We start from the raw sequence: 17,550 nt of genomic DNA on the forward strand, positions 1-17,550 counted from the left end.
AGCCTCCCCTGTGGACAGTGTCTGGACAACTTTCCAGTCCCCAGGGTGTGGACGCGAAAAAGTTCGAACATCTGTGGAGAACCGCCGTCTGACCAGGGGTAATCGAACAGCGGCTGGGGCCTGTCCGGCTCGCCGTCGCTCCGTGGACAGCGAAGGAACAGCGAAAGACAGCGAAAAAGGCGCCCCAGGAGGTCTCCTGAGGCGCCTTCAGCGACGAATCGGGCGGGCGGTCAGCCGTTCTTGATGCGGTTCGTGAGCTCGGTGACCTGGTTGTAGATGGAGCGCCGCTCGGCCATCAGAGCGCGGATCTTGCGGTCCGCGTGCATCACCGTCGTGTGATCACGGCCGCCGAACTGCGCACCGATCTTCGGCAGGGAGAGGTCGGTCAGCTCGCGGCACAGATACATGGCGATCTGCCGCGCCGTCACCAGGACCCGGCTGCGCGAGGATCCGCACAGGTCGTCCACCGTCAGCCCGAAGTAGTCCGCGGTCGCGGCCATGATGGCCGGCGCCGTGATCTCCGGAGAGGCGTCCTCGCCGCCGGGGATCAGATCCTTGAGGACGATCTCCGTCAGACCGAGGTCGACCGGCTGCCGGTTGAGCGACGCGAACGCCGTGACGCGGATCAGCGCGCCCTCCAGCTCACGGATGTTCCGCGAGATGCGCGACGCGATGAACTCGAGCACCTCCGGAGGAGCGTTGAGCTGCTCCTGCACCGCCTTCTTACGAAGGATCGCGATCCGCGTCTCCAGCTCGGGCGGCTGGACGTCGGTGATCAGTCCCCACTCGAAGCGGTTGCGCAGCCGGTCCTCCAGGGTGACCAGCTGCTTGGGCGGCCGGTCACTGGAGAGCACGATCTGCTTGTTCGCGTTGTGGAGCGTATTGAAGGTGTGGAAGAACTCCTCCTGCGTCGACTCCTTGTCCGCGAGGAACTGGATGTCGTCGACGAGCAGGATGTCCATCTCGCGGTAGCGCTTGCGGAAGCTGTCGCCCTTGCCGTCGCGGATGGAGTTGATGAACTCGTTGGTGAACTCCTCCGAGCTCACGTAGCGCACGCGCGTGCCGGGGTAGAGGCTGCGGGCGTAGTGCCCGATCGCGTGCAGCAGATGCGTTTTGCCAAGTCCCGACTCTCCGTAGATGAAGAGGGGGTTGTACGCCTTCGCGGGTGCCTCGGCGACCGCCACCGCGGCCGCGTGCGCGAAGCGGTTGGACGCTCCGATGACGAAGGTGTCGAAGAGGTACTTGGGGTTGAGGCGCGCGGTGGGCTCACCGGGTCCTGTCGCGGGCGCCGGCTGCGCGGCCAGCGGGCCGGGGGCGCCGCTCGACGACGTGGGACCGACGGGGCCGCCCCGGTGCACGCCGCCGTGGCCGCTGCCCCGGTGATCGCCGGAATCCGGCATGTCGTGGCGCTCGCGCCGGTCCTGCGGATCGTGGCGCTGCTGGCCGTACGGCGAACGATCCTGCGGCGGCTGCGAGCGGTAGTCGTGCTGCGGCTGCTGGACCGGGTTCGCGTACGGGTCGCGGTCGGGGAAGCCGAGCCGCGGCTGCTGCCAGCCGTAGTCGTCCTGCGGCTGCTGGTGCTGGGGCTGGTGCTGCGGCCAGGCGCCGGGAGTGGGGCGCTGGTAGTCCGGATACGCGGGGCGGGCAGTCGGCAGCTGGTCGGGACGCTGCCCCGCCCCGTGCTCGTCCTGGTGGCGGCGGCCGTAACCGTCGTACGAGTCGCGGCCCTGGCCTTGCCCCTGCCCCTGCCCCGAGGGCGGTTCCGGGTCGTCGTAGTGCTGGTGCTGCTGGTGCTGCTGTTGCTGCATGGGCTGCTGCTGGAGCGGCGGCGCGGGCGGGCCCAGCGGTTCGCCGACGGAGTCGTCGACCGTGATGGCGATGCGGATCGGGCGGCCGCACTCACGGCTCAGCGTCTCGCTGACCACGGGTGCGAGACGGCCTTCCAGTACGCCCTTGGCGAATTCGTTCGGCACGGCGAGCAGCGCGGTGTCGGCGACGAGTGCCAGTGGCTGGCAGCTCCTGAGCCACCGTTCGTCCTTCGCCTCGACGCCCTGCCCGCGGCCCTCACCCAGCAGATGTTCCAGCACTCGTGGCCACACTGCGGCAAGATCGGCAGGTACGTCAGCCACAGGGCACGCTCTCTCACGGGGTCCCACGAAGGTGTGGTTCTTGGGACGGAAATCGGGATGGGGAGGGGGAAGGGAACGAATCGGAGTTCAGCCACGGTAGTCAGGGCGACGGGTGCGGTTCAAGTTGTTGTCCACAGGCTGTGCACAGTGTCTCCCTCCAGCGGTCGGTTTGACCGGATGGCGTAGCCCCGCGTACCGTGACCAGGTCGAGTTGTCGATGGCTGCTGCCGCCTGCCTCCGATGGGCAAAGATCACGATCTGTGATTGTGAAGCGGTGCACTCGGTGCGTATACGCGAGCTTCTCGTGGGCGCACGGTGACAGCCAGGCGATGTCCCGCCACCACACGATCATTTCTGGAGCCCCCGAGTGAGCAAGCGCACCTTCCAGCCGAACAACCGTCGTCGTGCCAAGACCCACGGCTTCCGCCTGCGGATGCGTACCCGTGCCGGTCGCGCGATTCTCGCGAACCGTCGTGGCAAGGGTCGCGCCAGCCTTTCCGCCTGATCTCAGTCAGGTCATGACGTCGTGCTGCCTACCGAGCATCGGCTGAGGCGGCGCGAAGACTTCGCGACCGCGGTACGCCGAGGACGCCGGGCCGGACGCCCGCTTCTCGTCGTCCATCTACGCAGCGGCGCAACGGACCCGCACGTGCCTGGGGAGACCATTCCCCCGACACGTGCGGGTTTCGTCGTCAGCAAGGCAGTGGGCGGCGCGGTCGTTCGTAACGTGGTGAAGCGCAGACTTCGCCACTTGATGCGCGATCGGCTTGCCTCGTTGCCCCCCGGTAGCCTGGTAGTCGTACGAGCGCTGCCCGGTTCGGGCGACGCCGACCATGCACAGCTGGCCCGAGACCTGGATGCCGCCCTGCAGCGGCTGCTGGGAGGGGGCGCGCGATGAAGTACCCGCTGCTGGCTCTGATCAAGCTGTACCAGTGGACGATCAGTCCGCTCCTGGGCCCGGTGTGCAAGTACTACCCATCGTGTTCCCGCTACGGCTTCCTGGCCATCGACCGGCACGGTGCGATCAAGGGAATGGCGCTCACCGCCTGGCGCATCCTGCGGTGCAATCCGTGGTCGCTGGGCGGGGTCGATCATGTCCCGCCGCGCAAGCGTCCGCGGTGGCACGAGATGCTGCGCGCTGCCTGGCGCGAACGCAAGGGCGGGCCCTCCGCCGCTGGCACGCCGACCGGGAATCCCGCCCCGGCCCCGGCCGCCGAGACCGAGACCCCGTCCCATGCTCAAGGAGCTTGATTAGTGGACACGATTGCCAGTCTCTTCAGCTTTATCACCACACCAGTCTCGTGGGTCATCGTCCAGTTCCACTCGGTGTACGGGAAGATCTTCGGTCCCGACACGGGCTGGGCCTGGGGCCTGTCCATCGTGTCCCTGGTGATCCTGATCCGGATCTGCCTGATCCCGCTCTTCGTGAAGCAGATCAAGGCGACTCGGGCGATGCAGACGCTGCAGCCCGAGATGAAGAAGATCCAGGAGCGCTACAAGAGCGACAAGCAGCGCCAGTCCGAAGAGATGATGAAGCTGTACAAGGAGTCGGGTACCAACCCGCTCTCCTCGTGCCTTCCCATCCTGGCGCAGTCGCCGTTCTTCTTCGCCCTGTACCACGTGCTCAACGGCATCGCGACGGGCAAGACGATCGGGGTCATCGACCAGGGTCTTCTTGAGAGTGCCCGTAAGGCACACATCTTCGGCGCTCCCCTGGCCGCGAAGTTCACGGACGGCGCCGACAAGGTCGCCGCGCTCAACGCCTCGCTGACCGACGTCCGCGTCGTCACCGCGATCATGATCGTCCTGATGTCGGCCTCGCAATTCTTCACGCAGCGCCAGCTGATGACGAAGAACGTGGACACCACGGTCAAGACGCCGTTCATGCAGCAGCAGAAGATGCTGATGTACGTCTTCCCGGTCATGTTCGCCGTGTTCGGCATCAACTTCCCCGTCGGTGTCCTCGTCTACTGGCTGACCACCAACGTGTGGACCATGGGCCAGCAGATGTTCGTGATCCGACGGAACCCGACCCCCGGCTCCAAGGCTCAGGCCGCCTTCCTCGAGCGCCTGCAGAAGCAGCTCGGGCACACCAAGAAGGTGCGGGGCCGCGGCAACACGAACGTCATCAAGGCGATCGTCGCCAAGGGCCGGGACCGCAACGAGTTCGAGCGGAAGTTCATCAACGGTCTGACGAAGGCGGGCCTCGTGGCCCAGGCTGACGGCACCGTGGTGGAGAGCGACTCCGCGGTCGCCGAGGCAGAGGACGGCACGCCCACGGGCGGCGCCCCCAAACGCCAGCAGCCCAAGCGGCAGAGCAAGTCGCAGCGCCAGTCCGCCGCGACGCAGGGTGCGGCCAAGGACGACGACCCGGAATCGAAGACGGAATCGAAGACGTCGCTGGAGAAGGCTCAGGACCAGCCTGAGGACGCCGCCCCCAAGGCCAAGTCGGCGGGTGGCAACACCACGGGCAACAAGCCCGGCTCCGGTACCCGCAGCAAAGCCAAGTCGGGACCGCGCAAGGGCCAGCAGCGCCCCAAGCACCCGTCCTCCAAGAAGTAGAAGGAGTCCATCCCGTGACGGAAGGCACCACCACCTCCGCCGCAGCTGAGGCTGGCGACACCCTCACCCGCCTCGAGCAGGAGGGCGAGATCGCGGCGGACTACCTCGAGGGTCTGCTGGACATCGCCGATCTCGACGGCGACATCGACATGGACGTCGAGGCCGACCGGGCCGCTGTCTCGATCATCAGCGACAGTGGCAGCCGCGACCTGCAGAAGCTGGTCGGCCGTGACGGCGAGGTTCTGGAGGCGCTCCAGGAGCTCACGCGGCTCGCCGTGCACCGCGAGACGGGCGACCGCAGCCGCCTGATGCTGGACATCGCGGGCTACCGCGCCAAGAAGCGCGAGGAGCTCTCCGAGCTGGGCGCCAAGGCCGCGGCCGAGGTGAAGAGCTCCGGCGAGCCGGCCAAGCTCAAGCCGATGACGCCGTTCGAGCGCAAGGTCGTGCATGATGCGGTCAAGGCCGCCGGCCTGCGCAGCGAGTCCGAGGGCGAGGAGCCGGAGCGCTTCGTCGTCGTGCTCCCCGCCTGATCGGTACAGCGTTCTTCCGGCCCCGTCTGTTCGCAGGCGGGGCCGATCTTTGTCAGCCTGATAGTCAGCCACACCAGTGCGGTACGGAAGGACGGTCCCCGTGACGGAGGCAGCGGAGCTCCCCCCGGCGCCCGAGGAGGCGCGCACGGTATTCGGCGATCGCTACGCGGACGCGGTCCGGTACGCGGAGCTGCTGGCCGATGCCGGAGTGCAGCGCGGCCTGATCGGTCCTCGCGAAGTGCCCCGGCTGTGGGAGCGGCACCTGCTGAACTGCGCGGTGCTGTCCGAGGTCGTGCCCGAGGGCGTCACGGTCTGCGATGTCGGCTCCGGCGCCGGACTGCCCGGAATCCCGCTCGCCCTCGTCCGCCCCGATCTGAAGATCACGCTCCTCGAACCCCTGCTGCGGCGCACGAACTTCCTCACCGAAGTCGTCGAGCTGCTCGGCCTCGATCACGTGACGGTCGTGCGCGGCCGTGCCGAAGAGGTCCTGGGGAAGCTGCCGCCCGTCCACGTGGTGACCGCGCGAGCGGTCGCACCGCTGGACCGCCTGGCGGCCTGGGGCGTTCCCCTGCTCCGTCCGTACGGAGAGATGCTTCTCCTCAAGGGCGACACCGCCGAGGAAGAGGTCAAGGCGGCAGGGGCCGCTTTGAGCAAGCTCGGTGCGGTGGACACCTCGGTCCTGCACGTCGGCGAGGGCGTGGTCGACCCGCTGTCCACGGTCGTACGGGTCGAGGTCGGTGAGAGCCCCGGTGGTGTGCGCTTCGCGGCGAAGCGGGCCAAGGCCGCCCGCGCGGGACGGGCCCGCCGCCGTCGCTGATGGCGTTGCGAGGAAGAACAAGAGGCGCTCTCCACTCAGTGGAGAGCGCCTCTGTCGTTCACCGGGGACCGGTCACGCGGACTTGGTGAAGCAGACGTCCGGACGAGCGGAGATGGAACGGCAGACCTTCTTGATGGTGACGGTGCCACCGTCACCGCTGTACGTGGTCTTGCCCTTCCCCTTCTTGTTCCACAGGGTGAAGAGCCTGTCGCCGTGGCCCTTGCGCGTGTACTTGACGTACACCTCGTTGTCGTCGTCGGCGAGGTCCTTCACCGCGGCGACACCGTGGTCGGCGTTGGTGCGGTAGCCGTGTCCCCAGATCACCTTGATGTCCTGGTAGGCAAAGGCCGGCGTGGCGACCGTGGACAGCATGCCCATCCCCGTTGAGCTCGTGGATTTTAACAGGGGCAATTTGACACATCATCAGTGTGAACTTGACGTACGTCGGTGTTTGATCTGGTTACGGAAATGCCTCTAATCGGAGTGTTGCGGACAAAAAGGTCTAGCTATTGGCATCGTGTTTCACGTGAAACGTCGCTCACTGCTGCATGGCATCATCAGTCGCGGCCGCGCTGCGGAACCTCGCGACCGTCGGCCACTCGGTTCCCTCGATAAGGGGACGGAGTTGTCCACAGAGGTGGATTCGTCCACAGAAGACCGGGCCTCGCTGGTTCACGACCCCGAAAGCATGGGAGGCTCTGTTCATTGCGAGCCTGATGTCGAGGAGAGTGAATCCTTGCGGTCCGACGCCAACATCGCGGGACCGATGACCGATCCGGTCCCCGGTCCCCGTACCGAGTCGGCGGGGGAGGATGTTTCACGTGAAACACCGACCCCGATGGACGACACACCCATCGGTCGTGCTGCCCAACTGGCGGTGGAAGCACTGGGTCGTGCGGGCGAAGGCCTGCCGCGCCCCGAGCAGACGCGCGTCATGGTGGTCGCCAACCAGAAGGGCGGAGTGGGCAAGACGACGACGACCGTCAATCTCGCCGCTTCGCTCGCTCTGCACGGCGCACGCGTCCTGGTGATCGACCTCGACCCGCAGGGCAACGCCTCCACGGCTCTCGGTATCGACCACCACGCCGATGTGCCGTCCATCTACGACGTCTTGGTCGAGAGCAAGCCGCTCTCCGAGGTTGTTCAGCCGGTGCCCGATGTCGAGGGACTCTTCTGTGCCCCCGCCACCATCGATCTCGCCGGTGCGGAGATCGAGCTGGTGTCGCTGGTGGCCCGTGAGAGCCGCCTGCAGCGGGCGATCCAGGCGTACGAGCAGCCGTTGGACTACATCCTCATCGACTGCCCGCCGTCGTTGGGTCTGCTGACGGTCAACGCCCTGGTTGCCGGTGCGGAGGTGCTGATCCCCATCCAGTGCGAGTACTACGCACTGGAGGGCCTCGGCCAGCTCCTGCGCAACGTCGACCTGGTGCGGGGCCACCTCAACCCCAACCTGCACGTGTCGACGATCCTGCTCACCATGTACGACGGCAGGACCCGACTCGCCTCCCAAGTGGCGGACGAGGTCCGCAATCACTTCGGTGACGAGGTTCTGCGGACGAGCATCCCGCGGTCGGTACGAATCTCCGAAGCGCCGAGCTACGGACAGACGGTGCTCACCTACGATCCGGGATCGAGTGGCGCCCTGTCCTACTTCGAGGCGGCGCGAGAGATCGCGCTGCGCGGAGTGGGCGTGCGGTACGACGTCCAACACGCCCACGCGGGCGCTCAGAACGACCAGCAGAGCATGACGGAGGGGATGCAGTGAGCGAGCGACGCAGAGGCCTGGGGCGAGGCCTCGGAGCCCTGATTCCTGCAGCCCCGACGGAGAAGCAGCCCTCCCAGTCCGTGGGCGCCTCGACCTCTCCCTCGGCGGTGCCGGTGCTGACCGCCGAGCGAGGTGTGGCGGCCGCGAAGGTGGCGGCCCTCCCGCAGAGCGCCGTTTCACATGAAACGGTGGAGCCGGTGCGTGAACCGGCCCAGGCGTCGGAGAACCAGCCCGTGGCGGGTGCGTACTTCGCGGAGCTGCCACTGGACTCCATCAAGCCCAACCCGCGGCAGCCGCGTGAGGTGTTCGACGAGGACGCCCTCGCCGAGCTGGTGACCTCCATCAAGGAAGTCGGCCTTCTCCAGCCGGTCGTCGTACGGCAGTTGGGCCCGGCGCGCTACGAGCTCATCATGGGCGAGCGGCGCTGGCGGGCCTGCCGCGAGGCGGGCCTGGAGCGCATCCCGGCGATCGTGCGGGCCACGGACGACGAGAAGCTCCTCCTGGACGCGCTGCTGGAGAACCTGCACCGCGCCCAGCTGAACCCGCTGGAAGAGGCCGCCGCCTACGACCAGCTGCTCAAGGACTTCAACTGCACGCACGACCAGCTGGCGGACCGGATCGGCCGATCCCGCCCGCAGGTCTCCAACACGCTGCGTCTGCTGAAGCTCTCTCCCGCCGTGCAGCGTCGGGTGGCCGCTGGAGTGCTCTCCGCGGGGCACGCCCGCGCTCTGCTCTCCGTCGACGACTCGGAGGAGCAGGACCGGCTCGCCCACCGGATCGTGGCCGAGGGCCTCTCGGTGCGCGCTGTGGAGGAGATCGTGACCCTCATGGGGTCGCGTCCGCAGAGCGCTCCGAAGGCCAAGGGACCGCGCGCGGGCACCCGCCTCTCGCCCGCTCTCAGCACCCTGGCGACCCGGCTCTCGGACCGGTTCGAAACTCGGGTGAGGGTCGACCTGGGCCAGAAGAAGGGCAAGATCGTCGTCGACTTCGCCTCTCTCGAGGACCTGGAGCGCATCCTCAGCACGCTCGCTCCGGGCGAGGGACCGGTCCTTCAGAACGGCTCCGCGGAGGACTCCGAGGAGGAGGCCTCCTAGGACGGCAGGGGCCTGGTCCCCAGCTATCCGCACCGCGAGAGCGGGCCGTGTCCGGTGTGTACCGGAACACCGCCCGCTCTTTGCTTTCTTGCGGTATCGACACAATCGCATCGTGGATACGATGCGTTCGGGTATGGCGCATCCACCTGACGGCACCTCATTGGGGAGGCGGGGGCCATGCGAACGATGAGCCGCACCGGACTGATGGCCGCGGGCCTCGGGCTGGGAGCGGTCGGCGGTTTCGTCGGCAGCCTGCTCAAGGAGCGCAGCGCTCTGACAGCCGCCCGCAGCGTGGCGGGCGACGGAAGTGAGGAACTGCCTTCATGGGGCGTCGGCTCGTACCGCTCACGCTGGACAATCTCCCGGACCTCCCCAACCGTTGCCGCGCGTGCGTCTTCTGGGAGCTTGACCCGGTCAGCGGCCAAGCCGCGGTAAAGGCCGGTACGCCGGAGCTGGAGAAGGAGGCGTGGATCTCCGCCGTCCTGCTGGAGTGGGGATCCTGCGGCCGGGTCGTCTACGTCGACGACGTGCCGGTGGGCTTCGTGCTCTACGCGCCACCGGCCTATGTCCCGCGCGCCACCGCCTTCCCCACGAGCCCTGTGTCGCCGGACGCCGTCCAGCTCATCACCGGGTGGATCATGCCTGGCTATCAGGGCCAGGGACTCGGACGCGTCATCGTGCAGACCGTGGCGAAGGACCTGCTGCGTCGAGGGGTCAAGGCGATCGAGGCGTTCGGGGACGCACGGTGGGAGAAGCCGGCGTGTGTGCTGCCCGCGGAGCATCTCCTGGCCGTGGGGTTCAAGACGGTCCGCCCGCACCCGGCCTATCCCCGGTTGAGGCTTGAGCTGCGTACGACGATCTCCTGGAAGGAAGACGTCGAGCTGGCGCTCGACCGACTCCTTGGCGCGGTGCAGAAGGAACCCGCACTGCGTCCGCTGTGACTCCGGAACGGCGAATGGACCAGCCCCCGCGGGGACTGGTCCATTCGTGTTTCACGTGAAACATCGCCATCGACTACTCGGCGATGAAGTCCTCCAGGTCGCGGACGATCGCGGCCTTCGGCTTGGCACCGACGATGGTCTTGGCGACCTCGCCACCCTGGTACACGTTCAGGGTCGGGATCGACATGACGCCGTACTTGGCAGCCGTGCCCGGGTTCTCGTCGATGTTGAGCTTGACGATCTCGATCTTGTCGCCGTACTCGGCGGCGATCGCCTCGAGCGACGGCGCGATCTGGCGGCACGGTCCGCACCAGGCGGCCCAGAAGTCCACCAGGACGGGCTTGTCGTTCTTGAGGACGTCCTCGTCGAAGGAAGCGTCGGTCACGTTCTTCAGGGTGCCGGCCACGGCAGTCTCCTTAGCTTGGTGCGGTGGGGAAGAGGGGGGTCAGACGGTGGCGGCCGCGGTCTCGCTGTCGGCGAGAGCGGCGAGGAAGCGCTCGGCGTCGAGAGCGGCGGAGCAGCCGGTGCCGGCCGCCGTGATCGCCTGACGGTAGGTGTGGTCGACGACGTCACCGGCACCGAAGACGCCGGTCAGGTTCGTCCGGGTCGAGGGCGCCTCGACCTTCAGGTAGCCCTCGTCGTCCAGCTCGAGCTGTCCCTTGAAGAGCTCCGTGCGCGGGTCGTGGCCGATCGCGATGAACAGGCCGGTCACCGGCAGCTCGGACGTCTCGCCCGTCTTCAGGTTGCGCAGGGTCAGCCCGGAGAGCTTCTGGTCGCCCTTGACCTCGGCGACCTCGTTGTCCCAGATGAACTTGATCTTCGGGTCGGCGAAGGCGCGGTCCTGCATCGCCTTGGAGGCGCGCAGGCTGTCGCGGCGGTGCACGATCGTCACGGACTTGGCGAAGCGCGAGAGGAAGGTGGCCTCCTCCATCGCGGTGTCGCCGCCGCCGATCACGGCGATGTCCTGGTCCTTGAAGAAGAAGCCGTCGCAGGTGGCGCACCAGGAGACACCGCGTCCGGAGAGGGCGTCCTCGTTCGGCAGACCGAGCTTGCGGTGCTGGGAGCCGGTCGTGACGATGACGGCCTTCGCGCGGTGCACGGTGCCCGCGGTGTCCGTCACGGTCTTGATCTCGCCGCTCAGGTCGACGGCGACGACGTCGTCGGGCACGAGCTCGGCACCGAAGCGCTCGGCCTGGGCGCGCATGTTGTCCATGAGGTCAGGGCCCATGACGCCGTCCTGGAAGCCCGGGAAGTTCTCCACCTCGGTGGTGTTCATCAGCGCACCGCCCGCGGTGACGGCGCCCTCGAACACCAGCGGCTTCAGCGACGCGCGCGCGGTGTAGAGCGCCGCCGTGTAGCCGGCGGGCCCGGAGCCGATGATGATCACGTTACGGACGTCGGTCACGGCTTGATTCCTCGTCTCTGGGGACTGCTGCGTAGTGCTGGCGGGTGTCCGTATCAGGACTCTCACCCCACCCAACGGATCCTACGGGGCATGCATTCCCCGACGTGTCCGAGCGCACGGAAGCGTGTCAGAACGGGAGGGTGCCGTGCACCACAAGGCTCCTGGCAGCAGCACGACGGACCCGTGATCGGACCCGTGAATCGGCCCGGGGAAATCGCCGCGCGAGATTCAGCCCTGAGGGTAGGTGCGCTCCGTCAGAACCTTGCCCTTGGACGGCGAGGACTTGCCCACGCAGGCGGCGTCGACGACGTACGCGGACACCTTGGTGGCGTCCGAGGGATGGGGCATCACGACGAGGTAGGCCTTCTTGCCCTCATAGGTGCCTTCCTCGGCCGCGAGCGGTGTGCCGTCGCCGATGCCGCGCTGAATGCACGTCGGAACGTCGACGGTGTTCGCGCTGAGCGGCGACTTCGACTCGGAGGACTCCGGACTGGAGCGGGTGTTGAAGGAGGGCTTGGACCCGTCGGTCTTCCCGGGGCTCTTGACGGAGTTCTTGGCGAGGAGCTCGGTGACCTTGCCCTTGAGCTTCTCGTCGGCGAAAGAGCTCGCCGAGTTCCGCCGCCCCGCTGTCGTACTGGTGGACCCACCGGAATCGTCGCTGAGGCTGTACACCAGCAGGGAGCCGAGTCCGATGGCGGCCGCCGTGAAGACGGCGCCGAGCACCGTGGTGCGGCGGCGTGTGCCGCGCGGGCCCCTGCCACGCCCTGGACCGGTCGCCGCACGGGCATGTCCCGCCGGACGATCGTTGGGCGTTCGGGATGCCGATGCGGGCGATGTTTCACGTGAAACACGCGCGGTGTGCGCCGGGGCGGTGTCGGTGGAAGCCGATACGGGTTCCGGTACCGCCTCCGGTGCCGCCTCCGTCTCCGGCTCCGTTGACGCGAAGGGCGCGTCGGGCGAAGTGGAATCCAGCAGGGCTTCAGCCGCCAGGGCCGCGTCGATGCGCCCGGCGATGTCGGCGGGCATGCGGGACGGGCCCGGCAGCGTGCCGAGCATGCCGCGGATCTCCTCGAGGGAGGCGTAGACGTCGGCGCAGAGCTCGCAGCCGTCCAGGTGCCGCCGTACGTCGCTCGTACGCGACGGGGAGAGAAGGCCCTCGGTCAGGTCCGAGATCTCAGTGACTTCCGGGTGCCCGGCCGATTCGGTCGTGGTTGTCACGCTCGCCCACCTCCGCCCTTCACAGCAGCTGAATCGCTTGGTCCCGCATCCCGTGGCCCTGCTGCCGGTGGGACGGATGTCCCCTGCGACCGGTTCCGCCCTGAGCCGGGCTTCTTGCCTTCCGTTCTCTCGCCGCCGTCCCCGTTCCGCGTGGGAGTCTCCGTCCGCAGATGAGTGAGGAGCGGCAGCAGTCTCGCTCTGCCTCGCGCGCAACGGCTCTTGACCGTGCCGGTGGGGACGTCGAGGACGCGGGCGGCCTCGGCCACCGGATAGCCCTGCATGTCGACGAGGACGAGTGCCGCGCGCTGGTCGTGGGGCAGGGTGCCCAGCGCCTCTAGGAGCTCCCGGTGCAGATCGCCGCGCTCGACGGGTGCGGCCGCCGATTCCTCGGGCTCCAGGAGCTGTTCCAGGCGCTCGGTGTCGTCGATCGGGGAGGTCTTGCGGGAGGCCGCCTTCCGTGCCCGGTCGAGGCACGCGTTCACGGTGATGCGGTGCAGCCAGGTCGTCACGGCGGACTGGCCCCGGAAGGTGTGCGCCGCGCGGTAGGCCGAGACGAGCGCGTCCTGGACCGCGTCGGCGGCCTCCTCGCGGTCGCCCAGGGTGCGCAGCGCCACGGCCCACAGCCGGTCACGATGGCGCCGCACGAGCTCGCCGAAGGCGTCCTTGTCGCCGTCCACATGGCAGGCGAGGAGGTCCTGGTCGCTCATGTCACCGTGCTCGGTGCTGTCCACCTGGAACCCCTCCCCCCGGCGAGCCTCGTCGAACCGGTCCGTCAGCCCGTGAACTTCACGTCCTTGATGGCCTGCTTGAATCCCGCGCTGTAGAAGCCGTCGGTTGCCGACTTCGGTACCGCCGTCAGCCAGAGAAGCACGTACTGGGACTTCACCGGCTTCTTGTCGGCCTTGACCTTCAAGGTCGTGCCCGACGTCGTACCGGTGCCGATCTTCTTCATCGACGAGAGCGGTGTCGAAGGCGACAGCGAATCCACGGCGTACAACGTGACCGACGTGCGGGCACCGCCGTACAGAACGTCAATCGACGCGGCGGACACGTGCTCCGCCGAGCCGAGGTCGTAGACGATACCGACACCGGGCTTGTACGGAGCGAGTTCGGGGCCGTCGTTGTACGTCTTGGTGCGCCACAGCGTCGCGTCGTCGCCGTCGTACGTGCCGCTGACCTTGTTCGGGTCCTGGGCTTGGCCTTCGACGACGAGCTCCTTGGCGTCCTTGACGCTCAGGGTCTTCCCGGACTTGGGCTCACCCTTGTCGCCGCCCCCTGAGCTTTCAGAGGTGCCGGGTTCACCGGAGTTCTCGCGGTCCATCAAGGCGTCCGCGAGCTGCCAGCTGCCCAGACCGAGGGCCGCGATGAGCAACGCGGACACGGCCCACTTGAGAGCCCTGCCGGTACGGCTCTGCAGCGGGGGCGGCGGAGCCGGCACGGGCTGCGTGGCGCCGGGGTGGACGGCAGGACGGCCGTACGTACCCTGCTGGTAGGTCGTGCGCTGGTACTCGGGGGGCGCGGTGAAGGTGGGCTCCGGCGGGCGGATGCGGGGCATCTCGCCGATGGCCTTCACCAGCTCCTCCGGAGTCGTGCACGGAGGTTCCTGGCGTGACGCGGTCGCCCCGTCGTTGACGAGCGCGCGCATGGCGAGCTCGGAGAGGCCGCGGTGCACGCCCGCGCGCACCTGGTCGGGGGCGATGAGCCCGACGCCCTTGGGCAGCCCGGAGAGGCCGTACGCGTCGTCCTCGTAGGGCCAGCGCTGCGTCAGTGACGCGTACAACAGGGCGCCGATCGCTTCGGTGTCGGTGCGCTGGGGGGTGTCGGAGCTGATGCCGCGCAGCGCGGCGTTCACCGCGAGACCGCGGATGCGGTACTGCCCGGTGGAGGTGCGAAGGACGGCACTGGGCGTCAGCCGCAGGTGCGCGAGACCCTCGCGGTGCGCCGCGGCCATCGCCTGGGACGTCTGGGTGACGAGCTGGTACGCGTCGTGCGCCTCCAGCGGACCCGCCGCGAGGACCGCGGTCAGCTCCGTGGCGTCCGGCAGCCACTCGTGGACCACGTAGACGAGGTCGTTCTCCTCGACCGCGTCCAGGACCTGCACGAAGCGCGGGTCACCGAGCAGCGCCGAGGACCGGGCCGCCGCGAGCACCGAACGGGCCCGCGGATGATCGGCGGGCAGGAGATGCACGCCGACGGCGCGGCGGAGCTTCTCGTCCACCGCACGCCAACTGCTGAAACCGTCCAGACGGGTGACGCACTCCTCGAGCCGATAGCGTCTGGCCAGCTTGTGGCCGCTGTGCAGTTCGGGGGGCGAGGAGGCCCCGCGGCTCGTGGGCTCGTCGTTCTCCGCCGCGTCTTCGTCTGCTGCCGTGTCCCGCTCCCGGGTCTGGGCCACCCCGTCGGCCGTGGCCTGCTCCGCCTTGGCGGTCAGCGGCTCATCGCCGCTGTTGTCTGCCACGTCGACGGCAGCCGTGCTCCGTTCCGCCACCGTCGTCCCTGCCTCCCCATCCGTTGCGCTTCGTCAGACGCCAAAGCCAATTGTGCCCACAGTCCGGTGCTATGCACGACACACAGTGGCCGACGATGGTTGTGCGAACCCCTCCATCTCAGCGACCGAGACGTCCGCGGACCATACCGACCATCGAGTTGAGCTCCGCGATCCGCATGCGCTTCGCGGCGATGAAGAAGACACCGAGCAGTACCGCACCGCCCGCGATCAGCGCCGCCAGCGACCCGAGGACGTCCTGTCCGAGCCCCTGGGTGACCGCGTAAGCGACTCCGCCGCCCAGCAGCGCCGCGGGCAGCGCGGCGATCCCGAGACGGGCGTAGGTGCGCAGCACGTGGGCGCCGTCCAGGTCGCCGCCGAGCCGCTTGCGCAGTCGGCGCCAGGCGATGCCGACGCCGATCGCGTACGCGACGCCGTACACGGCTGCCATGCCGGTGACCGCCCAGCGGGTGGGCAGCAGCACGTAGCAGGCGCCGGATGCGGCGGCGTTGACGGCGGCGACGATGACCGTGTTGTAGAAGGGCGTCCGGGTGTCCTCGTAGGCGTAGAACGCGCGCAGCACGACGTACTGCACGGAGTAGGGGATCAGGCCGAGGCCGAAGGCCATCAGCATGAAGCCCATGTTCGTGGCCTGGGCGCTGCCCGAGGAGCCGAAGATCAGGGTGCACATCGGGATGCCGAGCGCGACGAACCCGAAGGCGATCGGGACGATGGCCACGGCCGTCGTGCGCAGGCCCTGCGAGATGTCGTCGCGTACCGAACCGGTGTCCCCGTCGTGCGCGGACCGGGAGAGCCGGGGCAGCAGGGCCGCCATCAGGGAGACCGTGATGATGGCCTGCGGCAGGCCCCAGATGAGCTGGGCGTTCGCGTAGGCCGCGAAGCCGATGCCGCTGGTCGAGGGCAGATCGGTGGTGGCCGCGGTGGCCAGCTGGGTGACGACGAGGGCGCCCGCCTGGTTGGCCAGCACGAAGAGGATGGTCCACTTCGCGAGCTTGGCGGACTTCCCCAGGCCGTGGCCCTTCCAGTCGAAGCGCGGACGCAGCCTGAACCCGGTCTCCCGGAGGTACGGGATCATCGCCAGGGCCTGGACGATGAGACCGAGCAGGATGCCGATGCCGAGGAGCTTCTCGGCCTGCGGCGGGATGCTGTTGACGGTCATGCCGGATTCCGCCGACGACCCGTACACCCAGATGAACATGCCGAGCGTGAAGATGATGACGACGTTGTTGAGGACCGGCGTCCACATCATCGCGCCGAACTTGCCGCGTACGTTGAGGATCTGCCCCATCACCACGTGGACGCCCATGAAGAAGATCGAGGGCAGGAAGTAGCGGAGCAGGGTGGTGCCGACCTCGGTGGCCGCCGGGTCGTTCGCGACCGGTACGGACATCAGCCGGACCAGTTGCGGGGCAAGGACGACGCCCAGGACGGTGAGCACGCCGAGCGCCACCATGACGAGTGTCAGCAGGCGGTTGGCGAAGGCCTCGCCGCCGTCCTCGTCCTCCTTCATGGAGTGCACCAGCTGCGGTACGAACACGGAGTTGAGGCCGCCGCCGACGGTGAGGATGTAGATCATCGTCGGGATCTGGTAGACGACCTGGAAGGTGTCGCCGAGCAGGCCGACGCCGAGCGCCGAGACGATCAGGGCGGAGCGGATGAAGCCGGTGAGGCGCGAGACGAGCGTGCCCGCCGCCATGACGGCGCTGGACTTCAGCAGGCTCGACGCGCGGCCGCCCGACTTGGCGGGCGGTGCGGGCGCGGGCGTCGGGGCCGAGGCGGCCGCGGGAGCCGGGATGCCCGGCTGCTCGGCGGGCGAATAGCCGCCGTTGACCGGCTGCTGGTAGCCGTTGTCCTGGGGGTAGCCGTTGCCTTGGGCGTAGCCGTCCTGCTGGTACCCGCCGCCCTGCTGGTAGCCGTTGCCCTGGGGCGAGCCGTTGGCTTGGGGGTAGCCGTCCTGCTGATAGGCGGCCTGTTGGTACCCGTCCTGCTGGTATCCGGTCTGCTGGTACTCGCCCTGCGGGTACCCGTTCTGCTGGTACCCGCCCTGTTGGTACGAGTCCTGTGGGTACGAGCCCTGCTGGTAGGGCGCCTGCTGGTTCCGGTAGCCGCCGGGCTGCTGGTCACGGAAGAGGTGGGCGAAGGCGTCCGGCTCGTGGTGCTCCTCGCCTGCCTGGGTGACCAGGTCGTCGACGCCCACGAACTGGGTCGTCCTGGCGTCGTCGCCGTACGGGAGGTGGCGGGTCGGGCCCTCCGGCTCGGGGGCCGGGGTCTGGGCCCATACGCGCGGATCGGGGGCGTGCTGCTGCGAGGGGGGCTGGGCGTACAGCGGCTGCTGTTGCTGGTAGGTGCCGGGCGGCGGCGGTGGGTGTGCCGCGCGGTCGTAGAGCGCCTCGTTCACCGGGTCCTGGGCGGAGAGGTCCTGAGCCCGGTAGGGATCCTGGTCGTAGGCGTCCTGGAGGTACATGTCCGGCGCTGGCTGCGGTGGCACCTGCCCGTGCTCGGGCGAGCCGGGCGGCGGGCCTCCGGGCGAGGCGGAGCCGCCCGCACCCTGGCCACGGTCACCGTCGTACGGCGCGTTCATGG

General features: G+C 68.5%; 17 protein-coding genes. 9 read left to right on the plus strand and 8 right to left on the minus strand.

Annotated elements, in window-relative coordinates:
• Positions 1 to 230: 230 nt before the first annotated feature.
• On the minus strand, positions 231 to 2,129 hold the full coding sequence (dnaA, locus tag CP970_RS21290; RefSeq protein ID WP_055544629.1) for a chromosomal replication initiator protein DnaA: 1,899 nt from the start codon (positions 2,127 to 2,129) through the stop codon (positions 231 to 233).
• Between the two features lie 367 nt (positions 2,130 to 2,496).
• Between dnaA and rpmH the strand changes: the two genes are divergently transcribed.
• The 6 genes from rpmH to rsmG all read left to right on the plus strand — a co-directional run bounded on the left by rpmH (position 2,497) and on the right by rsmG (position 6,038).
• The gene (gene rpmH / locus CP970_RS21295) at positions 2,497 to 2,634 is read left to right on the plus strand and encodes a 50S ribosomal protein L34 (protein WP_006381191.1); all 138 of its coding nucleotides are present in this window, start codon (positions 2,497 to 2,499) and stop codon (positions 2,632 to 2,634) included.
• Positions 2,635 to 2,655: 21 nt separating this feature from the next.
• A complete protein-coding gene (gene rnpA, locus CP970_RS21300) occupies positions 2,656 to 3,027 on the plus strand; it encodes a ribonuclease P protein component (protein ID WP_079043244.1) in 372 nt (123 codons plus the stop codon).
• Complete coding sequence (gene yidD / locus CP970_RS21305) at positions 3,024 to 3,380, plus strand: membrane protein insertion efficiency factor YidD (protein WP_055544628.1); 357 nt, start codon at positions 3,024 to 3,026, stop codon at positions 3,378 to 3,380. The genes rnpA and yidD overlap by 4 nt, the downstream gene beginning before the upstream one ends.
• A 3-nt stretch (positions 3,381 to 3,383) precedes the next feature.
• On the plus strand, positions 3,384 to 4,691 hold the full coding sequence (yidC, locus tag CP970_RS21310) for a membrane protein insertase YidC (RefSeq protein ID WP_055544627.1): 1,308 nt from the start codon (positions 3,384 to 3,386) through the stop codon (positions 4,689 to 4,691).
• A 14-nt stretch (positions 4,692 to 4,705) separates the two neighbouring features.
• Positions 4,706 to 5,221, plus strand: a complete 516-nt coding sequence (locus CP970_RS21315; protein WP_055544626.1) for a Jag family protein — start codon at positions 4,706 to 4,708, stop codon at positions 5,219 to 5,221.
• 100 nt (positions 5,222 to 5,321) lie between these two features.
• The gene (rsmG, locus tag CP970_RS21320) at positions 5,322 to 6,038 is read left to right on the plus strand and encodes a 16S rRNA (guanine(527)-N(7))-methyltransferase RsmG (RefSeq protein ID WP_055544625.1); all 717 of its coding nucleotides are present in this window, start codon (positions 5,322 to 5,324) and stop codon (positions 6,036 to 6,038) included.
• 72 nt (positions 6,039 to 6,110) lie between these two features.
• Here the strand turns inward: rsmG and CP970_RS21325 are convergent, their stop codons facing one another.
• Positions 6,111 to 6,410 (minus strand): hypothetical protein, encoded by a 300-nt coding sequence (locus CP970_RS21325; protein ID WP_150493711.1) that lies wholly within the window; start codon positions 6,408 to 6,410, stop codon positions 6,111 to 6,113.
• A 316-nt stretch (positions 6,411 to 6,726) separates the two neighbouring features.
• Between CP970_RS21325 and CP970_RS21330 the strand changes: the two genes are divergently transcribed.
• From CP970_RS21330 to CP970_RS21340, 3 genes are all read left to right on the plus strand, one after another.
• Complete coding sequence (locus CP970_RS21330) at positions 6,727 to 7,803, plus strand: ParA family protein (RefSeq protein WP_079043243.1); 1,077 nt, start codon at positions 6,727 to 6,729, stop codon at positions 7,801 to 7,803.
• Positions 7,800 to 8,897 (plus strand): ParB/RepB/Spo0J family partition protein, encoded by a 1,098-nt coding sequence (locus CP970_RS21335; protein WP_055544622.1) that lies wholly within the window; start codon positions 7,800 to 7,802, stop codon positions 8,895 to 8,897. Before CP970_RS21330 ends, CP970_RS21335 begins: the two co-directional genes overlap by 4 nt.
• 323 nt (positions 8,898 to 9,220) lie before the next feature.
• On the plus strand, positions 9,221 to 9,838 hold the full coding sequence (locus CP970_RS21340) for a GNAT family N-acetyltransferase (RefSeq protein WP_055544621.1): 618 nt from the start codon (positions 9,221 to 9,223) through the stop codon (positions 9,836 to 9,838).
• A 73-nt stretch (positions 9,839 to 9,911) separates the two neighbouring features.
• Here the strand turns inward: CP970_RS21340 and trxA are convergent, their stop codons facing one another.
• From trxA to murJ, 6 genes are all read right to left on the minus strand, one after another.
• The gene (gene trxA, locus CP970_RS21345) at positions 9,912 to 10,244 is read right to left on the minus strand and encodes a thioredoxin (RefSeq protein WP_055544620.1); all 333 of its coding nucleotides are present in this window, start codon (positions 10,242 to 10,244) and stop codon (positions 9,912 to 9,914) included.
• A gap of 39 nt (positions 10,245 to 10,283) precedes the next feature.
• Entirely contained in the window at positions 10,284 to 11,243 is a 960-nt protein-coding gene (gene trxB, locus CP970_RS21350) for a thioredoxin-disulfide reductase (RefSeq protein WP_055544619.1), read from the minus strand.
• A 228-nt stretch (positions 11,244 to 11,471) separates the two neighbouring features.
• Entirely contained in the window at positions 11,472 to 12,461 is a 990-nt protein-coding gene (locus CP970_RS21355; RefSeq protein WP_055544618.1) for an anti-sigma factor family protein, read from the minus strand.
• The gene (gene sigM, locus CP970_RS21360) at positions 12,458 to 13,168 is read right to left on the minus strand and encodes an RNA polymerase sigma factor SigM (RefSeq protein ID WP_055544650.1); all 711 of its coding nucleotides are present in this window, start codon (positions 13,166 to 13,168) and stop codon (positions 12,458 to 12,460) included. Before sigM ends, CP970_RS21355 begins: the two co-directional genes overlap by 4 nt.
• 65 nt (positions 13,169 to 13,233) lie before the next feature.
• Positions 13,234 to 14,949, minus strand: a complete 1,716-nt coding sequence (locus CP970_RS21365) for a protein kinase family protein (protein ID WP_055544617.1) — start codon at positions 14,947 to 14,949, stop codon at positions 13,234 to 13,236.
• Positions 14,950 to 15,067: 118 nt separating this feature from the next.
• Positions 15,068 to 17,548, minus strand: a complete 2,481-nt coding sequence (gene murJ, locus CP970_RS21370) for a murein biosynthesis integral membrane protein MurJ (RefSeq protein WP_055544616.1) — start codon at positions 17,546 to 17,548, stop codon at positions 15,068 to 15,070.
• Between the last annotated feature and the right edge of the window lie 2 nt (positions 17,549 to 17,550).

This window comes from Streptomyces kanamyceticus (genome assembly GCF_008704495.1).
Classification (GTDB): Bacteria; Actinomycetota; Actinomycetes; order Streptomycetales; family Streptomycetaceae; genus Streptomyces; species Streptomyces kanamyceticus.